This is a genomic window from Actinomadura sp. K4S16, from assembly GCF_008327685.1.
GTDB lineage: Bacteria > Actinomycetota > Actinomycetes > Streptosporangiales > Streptosporangiaceae > Spirillospora.
Genome location: NZ_BDDE01000020.1, coordinates 100,674 through 117,296, shown reverse-complemented (window position 1 = coordinate 117,296; position 16,623 = coordinate 100,674). Strand labels below are relative to the sequence as shown.

13 protein-coding genes are annotated in these 16,623 nt (G+C 72.3%); 11 read left to right on the top strand and 2 right to left on the bottom strand.

Going from position 1 to position 16,623, the window contains the following annotated elements; translation table 11 throughout:
• Positions 1–254 precede the first annotated feature (254 nt).
• The 6 genes from K4S16_RS31945 (at position 255) to K4S16_RS31920 (ending at position 8,528) form a co-directional block, all read left to right on the top strand.
• Entirely contained in the window at positions 255–794 is a 540-nt protein-coding gene (locus tag K4S16_RS31945) for an aminoacyl-tRNA deacylase (protein WP_149262790.1), read from the top strand.
• A gap of 73 nt (positions 795–867) precedes the next feature.
• Positions 868–3,459 carry a DUF6049 family protein gene (locus K4S16_RS44590; RefSeq protein ID WP_268843289.1) on the top strand — a complete coding sequence of 864 codons (2,592 nt, stop codon included), beginning with the start codon at positions 868–870 and terminating at the stop codon, positions 3,457–3,459.
• Positions 3,460–3,481: 22 nt separating this feature from the next.
• The gene (murJ, locus tag K4S16_RS31935; RefSeq protein WP_235037199.1) at positions 3,482–5,170 is read left to right on the top strand and encodes a murein biosynthesis integral membrane protein MurJ; all 1,689 of its coding nucleotides are present in this window, start codon (positions 3,482–3,484) and stop codon (positions 5,168–5,170) included.
• Positions 5,171–5,334: 164 nt separating this feature from the next.
• Positions 5,335–6,954, top strand: a complete 1,620-nt coding sequence (locus K4S16_RS31930) for a protein kinase family protein (RefSeq protein WP_149262789.1) — start codon at positions 5,335–5,337, stop codon at positions 6,952–6,954.
• Between the two features lie 186 nt (positions 6,955–7,140).
• The gene (sigM, locus tag K4S16_RS31925; protein ID WP_149262788.1) at positions 7,141–7,749 is read left to right on the top strand and encodes an RNA polymerase sigma factor SigM; all 609 of its coding nucleotides are present in this window, start codon (positions 7,141–7,143) and stop codon (positions 7,747–7,749) included.
• Positions 7,746–8,528 carry an anti-sigma factor gene (locus K4S16_RS31920; protein WP_149262787.1) on the top strand — a complete coding sequence of 261 codons (783 nt, stop codon included), beginning with the start codon at positions 7,746–7,748 and terminating at the stop codon, positions 8,526–8,528. The genes sigM and K4S16_RS31920 overlap by 4 nt, the downstream gene beginning before the upstream one ends.
• 223 nt (positions 8,529–8,751) lie before the next feature.
• On the opposite strand, the gene K4S16_RS31915 is transcribed toward K4S16_RS31920, so the two are convergent.
• A complete protein-coding gene (locus tag K4S16_RS31915) occupies positions 8,752–9,324 on the bottom strand; it encodes a dienelactone hydrolase family protein (protein WP_149262786.1) in 573 nt (190 codons plus the stop codon).
• A gap of 172 nt (positions 9,325–9,496) precedes the next feature.
• Here K4S16_RS31915 and trxB point away from each other — a divergent pair, with 172 nt between their 5' ends.
• Together trxB and trxA are read left to right on the top strand one after the other, a co-directional pair.
• Positions 9,497–10,450: a thioredoxin-disulfide reductase gene (trxB, locus tag K4S16_RS31910; RefSeq protein ID WP_149262785.1), complete on the top strand. Its 954-nt coding sequence runs from the start codon at positions 9,497–9,499 to the stop codon at positions 10,448–10,450.
• Between the two features lie 161 nt (positions 10,451–10,611).
• On the top strand, positions 10,612–10,926 hold the full coding sequence (trxA, locus tag K4S16_RS31905; RefSeq protein ID WP_149262784.1) for a thioredoxin: 315 nt from the start codon (positions 10,612–10,614) through the stop codon (positions 10,924–10,926).
• 91 nt (positions 10,927–11,017) lie between these two features.
• On the opposite strand, the gene K4S16_RS31900 is transcribed toward trxA, so the two are convergent.
• Positions 11,018–11,635, bottom strand: coding sequence for a GNAT family N-acetyltransferase (locus K4S16_RS31900; RefSeq protein ID WP_149262783.1), 618 nt, complete (start codon positions 11,633–11,635; stop codon positions 11,018–11,020).
• Between the two features lie 260 nt (positions 11,636–11,895).
• On the opposite strand from K4S16_RS31900, the gene K4S16_RS31895 reads away from it, so the two are divergent.
• The 3 genes from K4S16_RS31895 to K4S16_RS31885 all read left to right on the top strand — a co-directional run bounded on the left by K4S16_RS31895 (position 11,896) and on the right by K4S16_RS31885 (position 16,583).
• Positions 11,896–13,128 (top strand): PLP-dependent aminotransferase family protein, encoded by a 1,233-nt coding sequence (locus tag K4S16_RS31895; RefSeq protein WP_149262919.1) that lies wholly within the window; start codon positions 11,896–11,898, stop codon positions 13,126–13,128.
• Positions 13,129–13,151: 23 nt separating this feature from the next.
• On the top strand, positions 13,152–14,096 hold the full coding sequence (locus K4S16_RS31890) for a D-alanine--D-alanine ligase (RefSeq protein ID WP_149262918.1): 945 nt from the start codon (positions 13,152–13,154) through the stop codon (positions 14,094–14,096).
• A gap of 1,062 nt (positions 14,097–15,158) precedes the next feature.
• Positions 15,159–16,583, top strand: coding sequence for a nitroreductase family deazaflavin-dependent oxidoreductase (locus K4S16_RS31885; protein ID WP_149262782.1), 1,425 nt, complete (start codon positions 15,159–15,161; stop codon positions 16,581–16,583).
• Positions 16,584–16,623 lie beyond the last annotated feature (40 nt).

The following is a 16,623-nucleotide window of genomic DNA, read 5'->3' as shown; positions in this document are numbered from 1 at the left end:
TCGGGCACCCCGATGACGCCCTGCGCGACCCGGTGAGCCTCCCGTACGACAACGGTAGCGGGATCCAAAAGGGCCACGGTCCGCCGCACGTGCGGTTGAGGCGCGTCGAGAGGGTCCGCGTGCCGTGCGCCAGGGATGAGACCGGCCGTTCCGGGTATGTGGGGGCTTTCCCCACTAAGTGTGCGAAGCACGAGGCCACAGGGATACCAGATCCGGGGATGAGCGGGGTCGACCCCCGCGGGACGGAGCCGAACATGAAGGACGCTCTCACCATCCACCGCGCGCTGCTCGGGTGGGAGACGGCGCATGAGATCGTGCGGCTGCCCCTCTCGATGACCTGGGCCGACGAACTGCCCAGGGCCCTCGGCCTGCCGCCGGACCGGTGCCTGGTGACGCGCGTCTACTCCTGCGAGGGCGATGGGCGCGGCCGGTCCTTCCTGGCCGGGGCGATCGTCCCGGCGGGGCGGTGGCCGTCCGCCGAGGCGGTGCGGCGCGGCGTCGGCGCCCGCAGCGTCCGGCACGCGCACGCGGACGTGGTCAACGCCGTCACCGAGTACGCCGCGGGCCTGGTCTGCCCGCTGCTCCTGCCCGACTCGATGCCCCTGCTGATCGACCGCGGCCTCGTGAACGGGCCCCACGCGAGCGACATCGTCTACACCGCGACCGGGGAGGCGTCCACGGCGCTCGGCATCAAGGCCGACGTCCTCTACTCCCTCTGCCGCGCGGAGCCCGCCGACCTGCTGGCCCCGCGGGGCGCCGCGCCCGCGCCGGGCCTGGACCACGCGACGACCTGAGCCGCCCGTCAGGCGCGGCGGCGCCGGACGCCCCCTCCGGGACCGCCGCGGGCGGGCCGCGCCGGGCAACGCCATGAACATCGACGGACTACCATCGGGGCCGTGGTGCGGGAAATCAACGCCCGCCGTCCGCAGCCTGTCCTCGTGTCGCCGGACGGTTCGTGGACGGGCCCGGCGTGAGGGCGGACACGGCGTGAAAGCGGTCGGACGCGCGTTGGCGCTGGCCGCGCTAATGCCCTGTCTCGCGATGGCGGCCTCCCCGGCCATGGCGTCCCCCGCCGCCGTCCGGGCGCGGACCCCCGCCAAGGCCCCGGCCGGCGCCCCCGCGGCGACCCAGGCGCGCGCGCAGGTGGCGCTCGCGCTCACCAAGATCACCCCAAAGACCGTCACCGCGAAGTCGAAGATCGAGATTTCCGGAGCGGCGCGGAACCGTACCGAGCACGCGCTGGCCGGCCTCACCATGCGGCTGCGCTACAGCGCCCAGCCCGTGACCAGCCGGAGCCAGCTCGACCAGCTCGCGACCGGGCAGCAGACCGCGCTGCCCAACGTCGCCCCGCAGCAGCAGCCGCTCGCGCAGGCGTCCAGGCCCGGCGTGACCCAGGGCTGGAGCTTCCGGACCACGGCGCGGCAGCTGGGCCTCCGCGAACCCGTCGGCACCCCCGGCGTCTACCCGATGCGCGTCGAGGTGGTGAACTCCGCGCAGCAGGTCGTCGGCGGCCTCACGACCTTCCTCACGCTGATGCCGAAGCAGCGCAGCTTCAAGCCGGTGGCGGTCGGCTGGGTGCTGCCGCTGATCGACCGGATGCACCGTGCCAACGACCGCACGTTCATCGACGACGACCTCGGCAAGGAGCTGGCGCCCGGCGGCCGGCTCCGCAGGCTCGTGGACGCGGCCGCCGCCACCAACACGCCCGTCACGTGGGCCATCGACCCGGCGCTTCTGGACGACGTGAGGCAGATGGCGTCCGGCGCCTACTACGTGAAGGCGCCCGGGGCCAAGAAGGCCGTCCGCAAGGAGAAGAGCACTGTCGCGGCGACGTGGCTGACGGCCCTGAAGAGCGCCTCCAAGGGCGATCCCTACTTCGTCCTCCCGTACGGCGACGCCGACATCACGGCGCTCGTCCGGCACAAGATGAACCGCGACGTCCGCATCGCGTTCGACGCGCGGAACACGAGCCTCGTGGCGGAGATCCTCGGCCGCCGGCCCGACGCGCGCATCGCCTGGCCGGCGTCCGGCCTCGGCGGGCCGGACACGCTCGGGGCGCTCGCCAGGTACCCGCTGAAGGACGGCGGGTCGCTGCTGATGAGCAGCGCGCAGTTCGACAACCCCCCGTCGGGCGCGCAGCCGAACGCGACCACCGCGCTCCAGACGCAGCTCGGGGTCAGGAAGGCGCTCGTCTACGACCAGGCGGTCACCCAGATCCTCGGCGAGGGGTCGCGGTCGGCGTCCCGGGCGCTGCTGAGCGAGCAGCGCTTCCTCGCCGAGACCGCGATGATCGCCGCGGAGGCGCCGAGCGTCCCGCGGACGCTCGTCGTCGCGCCCGACCGGCACTGGGACCCCGCCGACGGGCTCGCCAAGAACCTGCTCACCTACACCAAGGGCGCGGGCTGGCTGCGCGAGGTCCCGCTGCGCTCGGTCGAGGCCGCCCAGCCGCAGGACCGCCCTCTCCGCGCCTACTCCGACAGCGACGAGAAGTACGAGCTCGGCGACGTCCACCTCCGCCAGACCGGGGCCATCGCGACGCGGGCGGCGACGTTCCAGGCCGTGATGACCGGCCCGGTCAAGATCTCCTACGAGCGCGCCGTGCTGCGGCTGGAATCGGTCGCCTGGAGGTCCTCGCAAGGGCGCGCCAAACGGGCCCGCAGGGAGCTGGAGGACGAGCTCAGGGCCGACATGCAGCTCGTCCGCGTCGTCCCGCCGAAGAACAGGCGCGTGCTCATGGGGGGCAGCTCGGGCAGGCTCCCCGTCCTGGTCGAGAACCGGCTGACCGGCCAGGCGGTGAAGGTCAGGCTCGTCGTGACCTCGAAGAACACCGCCAAGCTCCAGCTGGGAGGGCTGGAACCCGACGACGCGGTCATCGAGCTCGGGCCCGGGGAGCGGGCCCAGCGGTGGATCCCGGCGCAGGCGGCCGGAAACGGCAACTTCGACGTCCGCCTCGATCTGCAGATTCCCGACGCGGGCGGCCGGACGTACGGTGACGGCGAGACCATCACGGTCACCGTGACCGGGTACGGGCGGCTCGCCCTGCTCATCACCGGCGGCGGACTTGCCGTACTCTTCGTGGGCGTCGGAGTGCGGGGCATCAGAGCGAGGCGCCGCCGGAAAGCGGAGGCAGCCGGTGACGGGTCGACCGGAATGGGATCGACAGGGACAGGGGAACCAGGGAGCGGGCTCCCCGGCCCCGGGTTCTCAGGGTCCGGCATACCCACCGCCGAGTACTCCGGGTCCCCAGGGGCAGGGATACCGGGCGCAGGGGTACCCGCAGGGCCGTCCGCCCCAGGGTCCGGGCCCTCAGGGGCCGCAGGGACCGGCGCCGACGGGCGGACCGGGCGCGGGGCAGGGCCCGCAGGCGCCCGTCCCGAGGACCCCGCCGCAGTACCCGGGACCGCCACCGACGGGCAGGCCGCCGGGCGCGGCGAACATCGCCGCCGAGACGGCGGTTGACATCCCCCTCCCAGGCGGAGGCGTGCCCGGCGCCGACACCACCGTGGTGGACACGCCGCCGGCGCAGGAGGGCAAGGGCTCGTCCGGCATCCTGAAGTCCGGCGCGATCATGGCGGTGGGCACGCTCGCGTCCCGCGTCACGGGGTTCCTGCGCACCGCCGTCATCGTCGCCGCGCTCGGCACCGGGCTGCTCGCCAACGCCTACAACACCGCCAACACCATCCCCAACCAGATCTACGACCTGCTGCTCGGCGGCATCCTCACCAGCGTCATCGTTCCCCTGCTGGTGCGGGCCAAGCAGCGCGACCGGGTCGCCGGGGAGCAGTACGAGCAGCGCGTCTTCACCCTCGCGGTGATCGGCCTCGGCATCCTCACCGTCGTGTCGGTGCTGCTCGCGCCGCTGTTCATCGACGTCCTGGCGGGCAGCTACGACGGCGACCAGCGCGCGGTCGCCATCCTGTTCGCGCGGTTCTTCCTCCCCCAGCTGTTCTTCTACGGCGTCGGGGCGTTCGCCGGGGCCATCCTCAACACGCGCGGCAGCTTCGGCGCGCCGATGTGGGCGCCCGTCCTGAACAACATCGTCGTGATCGCGGTCGGCGGCGCGTTCCTCGCGATCACCACCGGCCGCGTCGACCCGTCCAGCATCACCGACCAGCAGCTCATGCTGCTGTCCATCGGCACGACCGGCGGGATCGTCCTGCAGACGGTCGCGCTGTGGCCGTCGCTGCGCCGCGTCGGGTTCCGGTGGCGGCCCCGGCTGGACTTCCACCGCGGCGAGCTCGGCGAGGTCGGGCGGATGGCCGGCTGGACGCTGCTGTACGTCGTCGCCGCCCAGGGCGCGTTCGCCGTCGTCACCGCGCTGACGAACCGGGCCGGGAAGCTGGCGTTCCAGCAGGGCCTCGGCGAGGGCTACGGCTACACCCCCTACTTCAACGCCTACCAGCTCTTCCAGCTGCCCTACGCGATCGTCGGGGTGTCGGTGATCACCGCGCTGCTGCCGCGGATGAGCCGGTTCGCCGCCGAGGGCAAGACCGCCGACGTGCGCGCCGCGTTCTCCAGCGGGCTCCGGCTCTCCTCCGTGATCATCATGCCGGCGGCGGCGCTGATGCTGGTGCTCGGGCCCGAGATCACCACCGTGCTGTTCGCGCACGGCAACACCAACGCCGACGACGCGCTGGTGATCGCGCGGGTCATGCAGATGTTCGCGGTCGCACTCGTCCCGTTCTCCATCTACCAGCTGATGCTGCGGGTCTTCTACTCCTACGGCGACACCCGGACGCCCGCCCTGATCGGCCTCGTCGTCACCTCCTTCAACATCGCGATGGCGTTCACCGCCTCCAGCGTCCTCGACCTCAAGTGGATCGTGGTCGGCATCGCGGGCGGGTTCGCGCTCAGCAACCTGGTCGGAACGATCACCTGCTGGCTGGTGCTGCGCCGCAAGCTCGGCGGCATGGACGGGCGCCGCATCATCGGCGGCCACCTCAAGCTGCTCGTCGCGATCTGGCCGCTGATCGGGTTCGCCTACGCCGCCCACACGGTCGCGGACGCGCTGGGCGGCACCGACACGATGCTGCCCGCGCTGGTCACGCTGGTCGCCGGATCCGTCGGCGGCGGGCTGCTGTACGTGCTCTTCGCCAGGCTGATGCGGGTGGAGGAGATCCAGACGACCATCGCCACGTTCGCCCGCCGGCTGCCCGGGCGCGCAAAGTAAAAAAGGACGCGCGGCGATAAGGCGGCCACTCGCGTGAGTAACCACTACCATGTGGGGGACTACGGCTTGCGGGGCGACACCCTGGGGAACGCAAAGAGGAGGGTCGGAGGCGTAAGCTGCCACGCCACGAACATGGGATCTGACCACCTGTGCAGGACGTTGCCGTGAGCACGTCAGTCATCGAGCCCGGCACCCGTCTCGCCGGCCGCTACCGGCTCGAGGAGCGCATCAGCGACTCGGGCGGCTCGTCGCTCTGGAAGGCCATCGACGAGATCCTCGCGCGGGCGGTCGCCGTCCGCACCTTCGACCCCGAGTTCCCCCGGATCGCCGAGGCGGTCACGTCCGCGCGCTCGGCCAGCCGGCTGACCGACCCGCGCCTCACCCAGGTGTTCGACGCCGACGACTCGGGCGAGAGCGCCTACATCGTCAGCGAATGGGTCGCCGGCGAGACCCTGGAGGGCATGCTCGGCAAGGCCCCGCTGGAGCCCGGCCGCGCCGCGACCCTGCTGTACGAGGCGTCCGAGGCGCTCGCCGCCGCCCACGCCGCCGGGCTCTCGCACCTGTGCCTCACCCCCCGCGACCTCGTCTGGACGACCGGCGGCACCGTCAAGATCCTCGGCGTCGCCACCGACGCCGTCCTCTGCGACCGCGAGTCCGACGACGCCGCCGCGGAGGACGTCCGCGGCCTCGGCCGGATGCTGTACGCGGCGCTCACCGCCCACTGGCCCGGCGACGAGGACGGCTCCGCGCTGCCCGCCGCGCCGGCGTCCGACGACGTCCCGCACGCGCCCCGCCAGGTCCAGGCCGGCATCTCGCATGCGATCGACGCGATCGTCTGCCGCTGCCTCGGGATCGGCACGGGCGAGCCTCTCGCGTCCCCCGCCGAGCTGGCCAAGGCGCTGCGCGGCGTCCCGCGCACCCCGCTGCCCCTGTTCGCCGGGCTCGGCCACACCCCGCCCGCGGCCCCGCGCCAGACGGCCCCGCCAAGGCGTCCCGCGGCCCCTCCGTCGCCGCCGCCGGCGGCGACGCAGCCGCACCAGCAGCACCGGGCGCCCGCGCCCGAACCGTCTGCGGCCTCGCACGTCCCGCCGCCGCGTGCCCAGCGGCACGCCGCCCCGCCCCCGCCCCCGCCGGCGACGTCCACCCGGACGACGCCCACGCACGGCCACGGCGGCCCCAAGCGCCAGACCAACCGCGCCCTGATCGGCGTCGCGGCGGCCGCGCTGACCGTCATCGTCGGGCTCGGCGCCTGGGCGCTGTCAGGTCCCGGCGGCGACGACCCCAAGGGCGGCCACCCCAGCGACAACTCCCAGACGAGCTCCCCGCCCAAGCCGTCCGTCGTGAAGCTCGTCCCGCAGGACATCGATCCCGCTGAGCGCCCCGTGGGCGGCCACCTCGACGGCACGATCGGCAAGAACCTCCAGACGGTCATCGACGGCAGGCCCAGCGGCGCCTGGGAGACGCAGAGCTACGCCGACGCCGACTTCGGCCGGTACTCGAAGGGCCTCGGCGTCCTGCTCGACATGGGCAAGCCCGTCAAGGTCGCCAGCGTGAAGGTCAGCTCCCCGGTGAGCTCCGGGACGCTGCAAGTCCGCATCGGCGACTCGCAGACCCCGACCGATCTGCAGCGCGTCGGCGAGCAGACGCCCACCGGGGGAGAGGTGACCATCACCGCGAACCCGCAGGCCACGGGCCGCTACGTGGTCGTGTGGTTCACCAAGCTGCCGAGCGGCCCGTTCAAGGGGAAGCTCGGTGAGGTCACCGTCTACGGGACGGCCGGCTGATCACGTTCCGGCAAGGGCCCGACATGAGCTGTGACGTGGAGCGGCGCATGTCTGTATCGTGCCTGTGAGCAGATTGTCCCCTCGCCCCCAGGAACCCGTGGTGCCTACCTCAGCAGCCGGTCGCGGACGCCCGGCGCCGGCCGGGCGTCCCGAACGAGAAAGCGGTCGCTCATGACGTCGGTGAGCATGCGTCGCGTAGGCGAAGTTCCCGACAAGGAGCTCCTCGCCCGGCACGCCCAGGGGGACCCGCACGCCTTCGCCGAACTCGTGCACCGCCACCGCGACCGCATGTGGGCGGTCGCGCTGCGCACCCTCGGCGACCCGGAGGAGGCGGCCGACGCGCTGCAGGACGCGTGCCTCTCCGCGTTCCGCGCCGCCGGGCGGTTCCGCGGGGACGCCGCCGTCACCACCTGGCTCCACCGCATCGTGGTGAACGCCTGCCTCGACCGCGTCCGGCGCAAGTCCGTCCGGCCGGCGACGCCGATGGGCGACGACGCGACGTTCGACGCCGTCGCGCCCAAGATGCCCGACCCGACCGACGCGCACGGCGTCTCCCTCGACGTCCGCACCGCCCTGGAGCAGCTCCCGTACGAGCAGCGGGCCGCCCTCGTCCTGGTCGACATGATGGGCTACTCGGTCGACGACGCCGCGCAGGTCATGGAGGTCCCGCCCGGGACGATCAAGAGCCGGTGCGCGCGGGGCCGCGCCCGGCTGGCGCCCCTTCTCGTCCACCACCGGAACCGACGCGAGCCCAGGAACGTCGGAGGTGTGGAAGGAGGTGGCATGCCCAAGTGAACCCCGCACACCTCGACTACGACGTCCTGGCCGACCTGGCCGAAGGACTCCTCGAAGACGACGAAGCCGCCTCCGTCAACGCGCACCTGGAAACCTGCGCCGACTGCCGGGAGCTGTCCGCCGACCTTGCGGACGTCTCCCGGATACTGGCGGAGGCACCGATGCCGCCCATGCCCGCCGAGCTGGCCGAACGCATCGACACCGCCCTCGCGGCGGAGTCGATGCACACCGCCACCGTGGCGAGCCTGGAGCAGCGGCGCGGAAGGCGCCATTGGCGGATACTGTCGGCGGCCGCGGCGGCGGTCGTCGTGCTCGGCGGCGGAGCGACGGTCGGCAAGGTCGCGCTGGACGGCGCGAGCAGCAGTGACAGCACGGCGCACCAGCCGGCCCCGCAGCACTCCCTGACCGATCCGAGTTCCGGCACCGGATCAGGGGTGCCGAAGGTCGCGCCCGGCGAGCCGGCGCCCGCGTTCAAGGTCGCCCACAGCGGTACCGACTACCGGTCCGGCACGCTGGGCGAGCAGGTCGGCGGCGTCGTCACCGGCGAGCAGAAGCTGCGCGCCGAGGCCGCCGCGCCCGACCCCCGGCTCCACGGGTGCGTCACGGGCGTCGCCGGCTCGCAGGCGCCCTTGCTCGTCGACCAGGCGAGTTACGAGGGAAAGCCGGCGATCATCATCGCCGCACCCGGCGACCAGCCCGGCAAGCGCGACATCTGGGTCGTCGGACCGGACTGCTCACCGCAGTCCCACCACCTGCTGAAGCAGCTGAAGAACGCCTGACCCGCCAAGCCCCGAACCGGGCACCCACCTGTTGAGGCCATGGACGGCCGACCCCGTCCATGGCCTTTCACATGACGCAGGGTCCGGCTGAGACGCTCGGTCCTCTATGTGATGCCGACTCCGCAAGGGAAGTTCGCGGAGCCCGCACCAGCAATTGCCAGGCCCCCACCCCGGGTCACTCGCCGGGGTGCCGCAACGGTGCCCTGGCGATGCGGGGCGGGGGTCAGAGGGAGGCAAGGAAGTCCAGGGCCGTCGCCCAGGCGCGTTCGGCCGCCTCGGCGTCGTAGTCGGGCAGGTCCGGGTCGGTGAACAGGTGGCCCGCGCCGCGGTAGCGGAACACCTCCACGTCCGCGCCCGCCTTGCGCATCCGCAGGTACCACGCGTTCAGCCAGTCGACGGGCTCCCAGGTGTCGGGATCGGCGACGTGCAGCTGCACCGGGATGTCGGTGGTCGCGTCCTCCGCGATGTCGGACGTGCCGTGCATCAGCAGCAGCCCGCCGGCCTTCTCGTCGGCGAACGCGAGGTTCTGGGCGATGGAGCCGCCCAGCGAGAACCCCGCGTAGACGAGCCCGCCCTCCCCCATCAGCGGCGCGGCCGCCACGACGCCCCGGTGCAGCAGCTCGTCCCGCCCGATCTCGTCCTTGATCGCGATCCCGGCCTCGGCGTCGTCGACGACACGCCCGTCGTAGAGGTCGGGGACATGCACCTCGTGCCCGGCCGCACGGAGCCGGTCGGCCGCCTGGTGCACCGCGGGCCGCAGCCCGTACATCGAGTGGAAGAGCAGAATGCGTGCCATGCGCCACAGCCTAGAGCGCCTCCGGCCCCCGGCCGGCGGGCGGACAGTCCCCGGCCGGCGGGCGGACGGCCCGGCGCCGCGTGCCGGGGAATCAGCGGGGCCTAGGATCGGTTGACGCGACTGTGAGGCCGGGTCGTGCGGCACCGACGGCCAACGAGGAGAGGCAAGAACTGTGAGCGACGTCCGTAACGTCATCATCATCGGCTCGGGCCCCGCGGGCTACACGGCCGCCGTCTACGCGGCCCGCGGCGACCTGAAGCCGCTGGTGTTCGAGGGTTCGGTGACGGCCGGCGGTGCGCTGATGAACACCACCGACGTGGAGAACTTCCCCGGCTTCCCCGACGGGATCATGGGCCCCGACCTGATGGACAACCTGCGCAAGCAGGCCGAGCGCTTCGGCGCCGAGCTCATCACCGACGACGTCACCGAGGTCGACCTGACCGCCGACCCGAAGGTCGTCAAGGTCGGCGACGAGACCCACCTCGCCAAGACCGTGATCGTCGCGACCGGCTCCGGGTACCGGGAGCTGGGGCTGCCGGACGAGAAGCGGCTGTCCGGGCGCGGCGTCTCCTGGTGTGCCACCTGTGACGGGTTCTTCTTCCGCGAGCAGGACATCGCCGTCGTCGGCGGCGGCGACACCGCCATGGAAGAGGCGATCTTCCTGACCAAGTTCGCCCGCTCGGTGACCGTGGTCCACCGCCGGGACGAGCTGCGCGCGTCCAAGATCATGCAGGACAGGGCGTTCGCCAACGAGAAGATCAAGTTCCTGTGGGACAGCGAGGTCGCCGCGATCCACGGCGACGACCGGGTGACCGGGGTGACGGTGCGCAACACCAGGACCGGCGCGGAGTCCAGCCTGGAGATCACCGGGCTGTTCATCGCGATCGGCCACGACCCGCGCAGCGAGCTGTTCGCGGGCCAGCTGGAGACCGACACCGACGGCTACCTGCTGGTCGACGCCCCCACCACGAAGACGAAGATCCCCGGCGTGTTCGCCTGCGGCGACGTGGTCGACCACATCTACCGGCAGGCCATCACCGCCGCCGGCAGCGGCTGCTCGGCCGCCATCGACGCCGAGCGCTGGCTGCAGGACCGGGACGCCGCCGAGACCGTCCCGCAGGCCTGACCGCAACGCGGGCCGCCGGCCGCACCACCGGCCCGACCCCCCGCGGCACCCGACCTCACCACCACCCGCCGCCGGCCCGGCGTTTCCGCCGGGCCGGCGCTGCGGTGGGCTGCATCGAGCGGGGGAGCGTCCCCGCCCCACGCGAGAACCGAAGGAGACCGATGAAAGCCGTGACCGACGCCGACTTCGCGTCCGAGGTGCTGGAGAACGACAAGCCCGTTCTCGTCGACTTCTGGGCGGAATGGTGCGGCCCGTGCCGGATGGTGGCGCCGATCCTGGAGGAGATCTCCAAGGAGCACGGCGACAAGCTCCAGATCGTCAAGCTGAACATCGACGAGAACCCGCGGGTCCCGCAGCAGTACGGCGTCATGCAGATCCCGACGATGAACGTCTACAAGGGCGGCGAGGTCGTCAAGCAGATCATGGGCGCCAAGCCGAAGGCCGCGCTGCTGAGGGATCTCGCCGAGTTCATCTGAGCCTTCCCGAGTCGCCTCCCGTCTCCCGCGGCGAGCGCGAGTGTGGCCCGCACTCCACCCGGAGTGCGGGCCACACGCCGTTCAGAAGGCCTCAGACGGGCCGCAGCGCCCCTTCCGGGGTCATGGAGCCCAGGAGCCGTTCGAGCGCCACCTCGACGTCCTCACGCCACGACAGCGCCGACTTCAACTCCAGCCGCAGCCGCGGGTACCGGTGGTGCGGCCGGACGGTCTTGAACCCGACCGACAGCAGGTAGTCGGCGGGCACCATGCACCCGCCCTCCTCGCCCTTCAGGTCGCCGAACGCCTCGATCGCCTTCACGGCGCGGCGCGTCAGGTCCTTCGCGACGCCCTGGACGAGCATCCGCCCGATGCCGCCGCCCGCGAACTCCGGCAGGACGTGCGCCGTCATGAGCAGCACCGCGTCCGCGCTCACCGGGCTCGTCGGGAACGCGACCGAACGCGGCACGTACAGCGGCGGCGCGTACATCACGAAGCCCGCCGGGACGTCGTCCACGTAGACGATCTTGCCGCAGCTGCCCCACTCGAGGAGGGTGGAGGAGATCCACGCCTCCTTCTCCAGCCCCGCGTCGCCGCTCTCCTGGGCACGGTCCCGGCTCACCGGATCCAGCTCCCAGAACACGCAGCCGCGGCAGCGGTGCGGCAGATCATCAAGGTTGTCCAGCGTGATGTTGACGAGACGACGCGACACCGGGTCGGCACCCCCTGCTGCGATCCTCGCCCGCCGGCCTGGACCCGTGGCGGCGGAAGTTCCCGGCAACCATCCGGGACCCGCGGGCATCGTATCGGACAGGAGTTTCCCCAATGCCGCGGCACGCCACACCCGGGCGCCTCGCCGCGTCCCCCATGACGTAGTTTGCATGGAAGCCGTTTCCGCCCCGGAGGTGCCTCGTGGAACAGCACTCGCGCACGGATGCCTATGCCGACCGTTACGCCGCCCGTGCCGCCGGCATGGTGCCGTCGGAGATCCGGGCCCTGTTCGCGATGGTCGCCCGCCCCGAGGTCGTCTCGCTCGCGGGCGGCGCGCCCTACGTCTCCGCGCTCCCCCTCGACGCCGTCGGACAGATGATCGGCGAGCTCGTCGCCGGCCGGGGCGCCGAGGCCCTCCAGTACGGCTCCGCCCAGGGCGACGAGCAGCTCCGCGAGCACATCTGCGAGGTCATGTCGCTGGAGGGCGTCCAGGCGTCCGCGGACGACGTGGTCGTCACCGTCGGCGCACAGCAGGCGCTCGACCTCATCACGAAGATCTTCGTCGACCCGGGCGACGTGGTCCTCGCGGAGGCCCCCTCCTACGTCGGCGCGCTCGGCACGTTCGCCGCCTACCAGGCCGACGTGGTCCACGTGCCGCTGGACGAGGGCGGCCTCATCCCGGCCGCGCTGCGCGAGACCCTCGCACGCCTCCGCGCCCAGGGGCGCCGGGTCAAGTTCCTCTACACCGTCCCGACGTTCCAGAACCCCGCGGGCGTCACCCTCACCACGGCCCGCCGCGCCCAGATCCTGGAGATCTGCGCCGAGTACGACGTCCTGGTCGTCGAGGACAACCCCTACGGGCTCCTCGGCTTCGACGGCGAGCCCATGCGGGCCCTCCGCGCGGACGACGCCGAGCGCGTCATCTACCTCGGCTCGTTCTCCAAGACGATCGCGTCCGGGCTCCGCGTCGGCTGGGTGCTGGCCCCGCACGCGGTCCGGGCGAAGCTCGTGCTGGCCGCCGAGTCCGCGATCCTGTGCCCGTCGAACTTCTCCCAGCTCGCCGTCCGCGAGTACCTCGCGACCCAGCCGTGGCGAGAGCAGATCAAGGACTTCCGGGAGCTGTACCGGGCGCGCCGTGACGCGATGCTGGAGTCCCTTGACCAGCTCATGCCCGAGGGTTGCACCTGGACCCGCCCCGCGGGCGGCTTCTTCGTCTGGCTCACCCTCCCCGAGGGCCTCGACGCCAAGGCGATGGCGCCCCGCGCGATCGCCGAGCGCGTCGCCTACGTCCCCGGCACCGGCTTCTACGCGGACGGCACCGGCCACCGGCACATGCGCCTGTCGTACTGCTTCCCCGAGCCGCACCGGATCCGCGAGGGCGTCCGCCGGCTGGCCGGGGTGGTGGAGCAGGAGATCCGCCTCCGGGAGACCTTCGGAGGAACCACCGGCGGCTCGTCCACCGGCGTCCAGACGCCGGGCCCGGACGTCGTCTGACTGTTTCACGTGAAACGAGGGGCATCTTGGAACTCGGGCATGTCGTCGTCCTCGCCGGAGGGCTCTCCTACGAGCGGGAGGTCTCGCTCCGCTCCGGCCGCCGCGTCGCCGACGCGCTGCGCGCACGCGACATCCCGGTCGAACTCCGCGACGCCGACGCGACACTCCTGGACTCCCTGACCGACGACCCGCCGGACGTCGTCTTCCCCGTCCTGCACGGCGCGGCGGGGGAGGACGGCTCGATCCGCGACGTCCTCGGACTCCTGGACGTCCCCTACGTCGGCGCCCGCCCGGACGCATGTCGCGTCGCATGGGACAAGCCGACCGCCAAGTCCGTCGTGCGACGCGCGGGCCTCCGGACGCCCGAGTCCGTCGCGCTGCCGAAGGAGATCTTCCACGACCTCGGCGCGGCGTCGGTCCTGGACCAGATCGTCCGCAGCCTCGGCCTCCCCCTGTTCGTGAAGCCGACCCGCGGCGGCTCGGCCCTCGGCGCCTCCGTCGTCCACGAGGCGTCCGAGTTGTCCGCCGCCATGGTCGGCTGCTTCGCCTACGGCGACGCCGCCCTCGTCGAGCGCTACATCGAGGGCACCGAGATCGCGGTCAGCGTCATCGAGCGCGACGGCGTCCCGACCGCCCTCCCCGCCGTCGAGATAGTCGCCCCTGGCGGCCGCTACGACTACACGGCCCGCTACGACGCCGGCGACACCGAGTTCGTCACGCCGGCCCGCCTCACGCCGGACGCGACCGCCCGCGCCACCGCCGCCGCCGTGACCGCCCACCGCGCCCTGGGCCTCCGTGACCTCTCCCGAACCGACCTCATCGTCTCCGCCGACGGCGAGGTCCACTTCCTGGAGGTCAACGTCGCCCCCGGCATGACCGAGACAAGCCTCCTCCCCCGAGCCATCAGCGTGGCCGACCTGGACATGGGCGAAGTCTGCGAGTCCCTCCTCCAGGCCAACGTCCGCTAACGACGCCCCGCCGCCTCCAACCCGACCCTGACGCGCCCTCCGGCCGTTTCACGTGAAACACCCCCGCCCCGACGCCAACCTCCAGAGGCACGCCCCACCAGGCGCCGTCGACCGCCGTCCACCGCAACGCCACCCGCGCCAGAGCACGCGCCGTACCGCAGCGCGGGCCGTATCGGAGCGCGGGCCGTATCGGAGCGCTGGCCGTATCGGAACGCGATCCGTACCAGAGCGCGAGCCGTACCAGAGCGCGAGCCGTACCGAAGCGCGGCCCTTATCGGAGCGAGGGCGCGGGTCATGCCGGAGCGCGGGCCGTACCGGAGCGCGGCCCGCGCTGGCAGCCGATCCAGGCTGCAGGGGGCCCAGCGCCTCGCTGGCCGCCGTCCGTTCTCAGCCCATGCCGAGACGTGATGCCGCCCGGGGATGCCCTCGCCGGTCCTCTGGGGCCCTTGAAGCTGCCTTGCTCCGGGAGGTTGGGCGGCGAGGTGGGGGCCCGTCCCCGCAATCTCTCTCCTCGCACGGTGGGAGCCCCGTCTCAAGGCGAACGCCGAACTTGACGACGGGTTGGCTCCTTGGAGATGGACCAGAGCGGTTCCCTTGCCGCGAGTGTTACCCGGCCCAGGCGACGGCCGACTGGCTCGTGGTGGCCGCCTCCCGGTGAGCCCGCGCTTGTTTCACGTGAAACGAGCACCATCACCCGTCCGCCTGAGGGTAGCGAGACGACGGAGCTGTGCAGCTCCGCCGAAGGCAGGGAAGGTCGATCAGGCGGGGACACCCAACCGACTGCCACCAACTGGAAGCTCCGCTACTTCGGCCTCGGCTCGAGGAAGGCGTGAGTACGCCGAGAGGACCTGTTCGCGCGTCGTGACGTCCTCGGACAGAGTTGCCGCTCGGAAGTAGTCGCCGAAGGACGGCTGCTGGGGAGTTCGTACGCCACTCCGCGCGTCGCCAAGGAGCCCGTCTCGGAGGTCGGGGCTTTCGCCTCTACGTCCGCGTCTCTTCGCCGACCGACCATGGGGCAAGGCTCGCCGACCCGGACGGGCGAGGTGGCAGGAGGGGGATTCCATGTTCGTCCGAAACCGTGTGGTCAATCCCGTCATGGGATGGCTACTGCGTTCGCCGCTGCACCGCATGGTGAGCGGCCGCGTCGCCCTGATCACGGTCACCGGTCGCAGGACAGGCCGCGTATACAGGTTCCCGGTCATGTACGCGCGAGCGGGAGACAGGATCTACGTGCTCGTCGGGCAGCACACCCGCAAGACATGGTGGCGCAACGTACGCCGCCCGGCTCCTGTTCGCGTGCTCGTCGCCGGTCGCCGGTTGGACGGGACGGCCGAAGTGCTGGAGGGAGCGGAGGCGGAGGCCGCCAAGGAGGCGTATCTCGCCCGGTTTCCCAAAGCCGCAAGGGCGGTCGATCGGGACACTCCGGTAGTCCGGATCACGCCGCGTCCGGAGCCGTCGGCGGACGCACCTCCTCAGCATCGCGTCCTGGTGTCCCGGTATGGCGGGCCGGAAGTCCTGCGGCTCGTCGAGGAGCCCGTTCCGGAGCCGGGCCCGGGCGAGGCGCGGGTGAAGATCTCCGCGGCGGGCGTGAGTTTCACCGATGTCCTCATCCGAGAGGGCGTCTACCCCGGCGGCCCCCGGCCCCCCTTCACCCCGGGATACGACCTCGTCGGGGTCGTGGACGCGGTCGGTCCCGGGACCACCGGAGCGGCGCCGGGCGACCGTGTCAGCGCGCTCGTGGAGTACGGCGGATACGCCCAATACCTGTGCGTTCCGGCCACCCGCCTCCTGCCAGTGCCGGACGGCGTGGACGCCGCCGGGGCCGTGTGCCTTCCGCTGACCTACGTCACCGCCTACCAACTGCTCCATCGGGCGGCCCACGTGCAGCAGGGGGAGCGGGTACTCGTGCATGGGGCGGCAGGAGCAGTGGGAAGCGCCGTGCTCCAACTGGGCCGGCTGGCCGGGCTGGAGATGTACGGAACGGCCACCGCCGAGCAGGCCGATCTCGTCACGAAGCTGGGCGCGACGCCGATCGACCATGTCTCCGAAGATGTCGTGGGGCGCGTTCGCAGGGAGACCGGCGACGGCGTGGACGTGGTGCTGGACGGAATCGGTGGTGCGGTCGCCCTGCGCTCGTACCGGGCGCTCCGTCCGGACGGGCGCCTGATCATGTTCGGGCACTACGCCACCCTGCGGGCGGGGCGCCGGAACCTGCCCCGGACCCTCGGCTTCTATACGGCAGGGACCGCGGTGCTGCTCGGCTCCGCGCTTCCCCGTGGCCGGCGGGTCGGCTTCTACAGGATCGCCGAACTCCGAGACCTCCACCCCGACTGGTATCGGGACGACCTGGCCCGGCTCTTCGATCTGCTGACCGAAGGCCGGATCGCGCCGAACGTGGCCGATCGACTCCCGTTGAAGGACGCGCGGAGCGCGCACGAGCGCATCGGCCGCGGCGAGGTGACCGGACGGCTGGTCCTCCTACCGTGAACCTCCGCCCGGTCCCCGTGGTCATGCTGCGCGGTTCGTG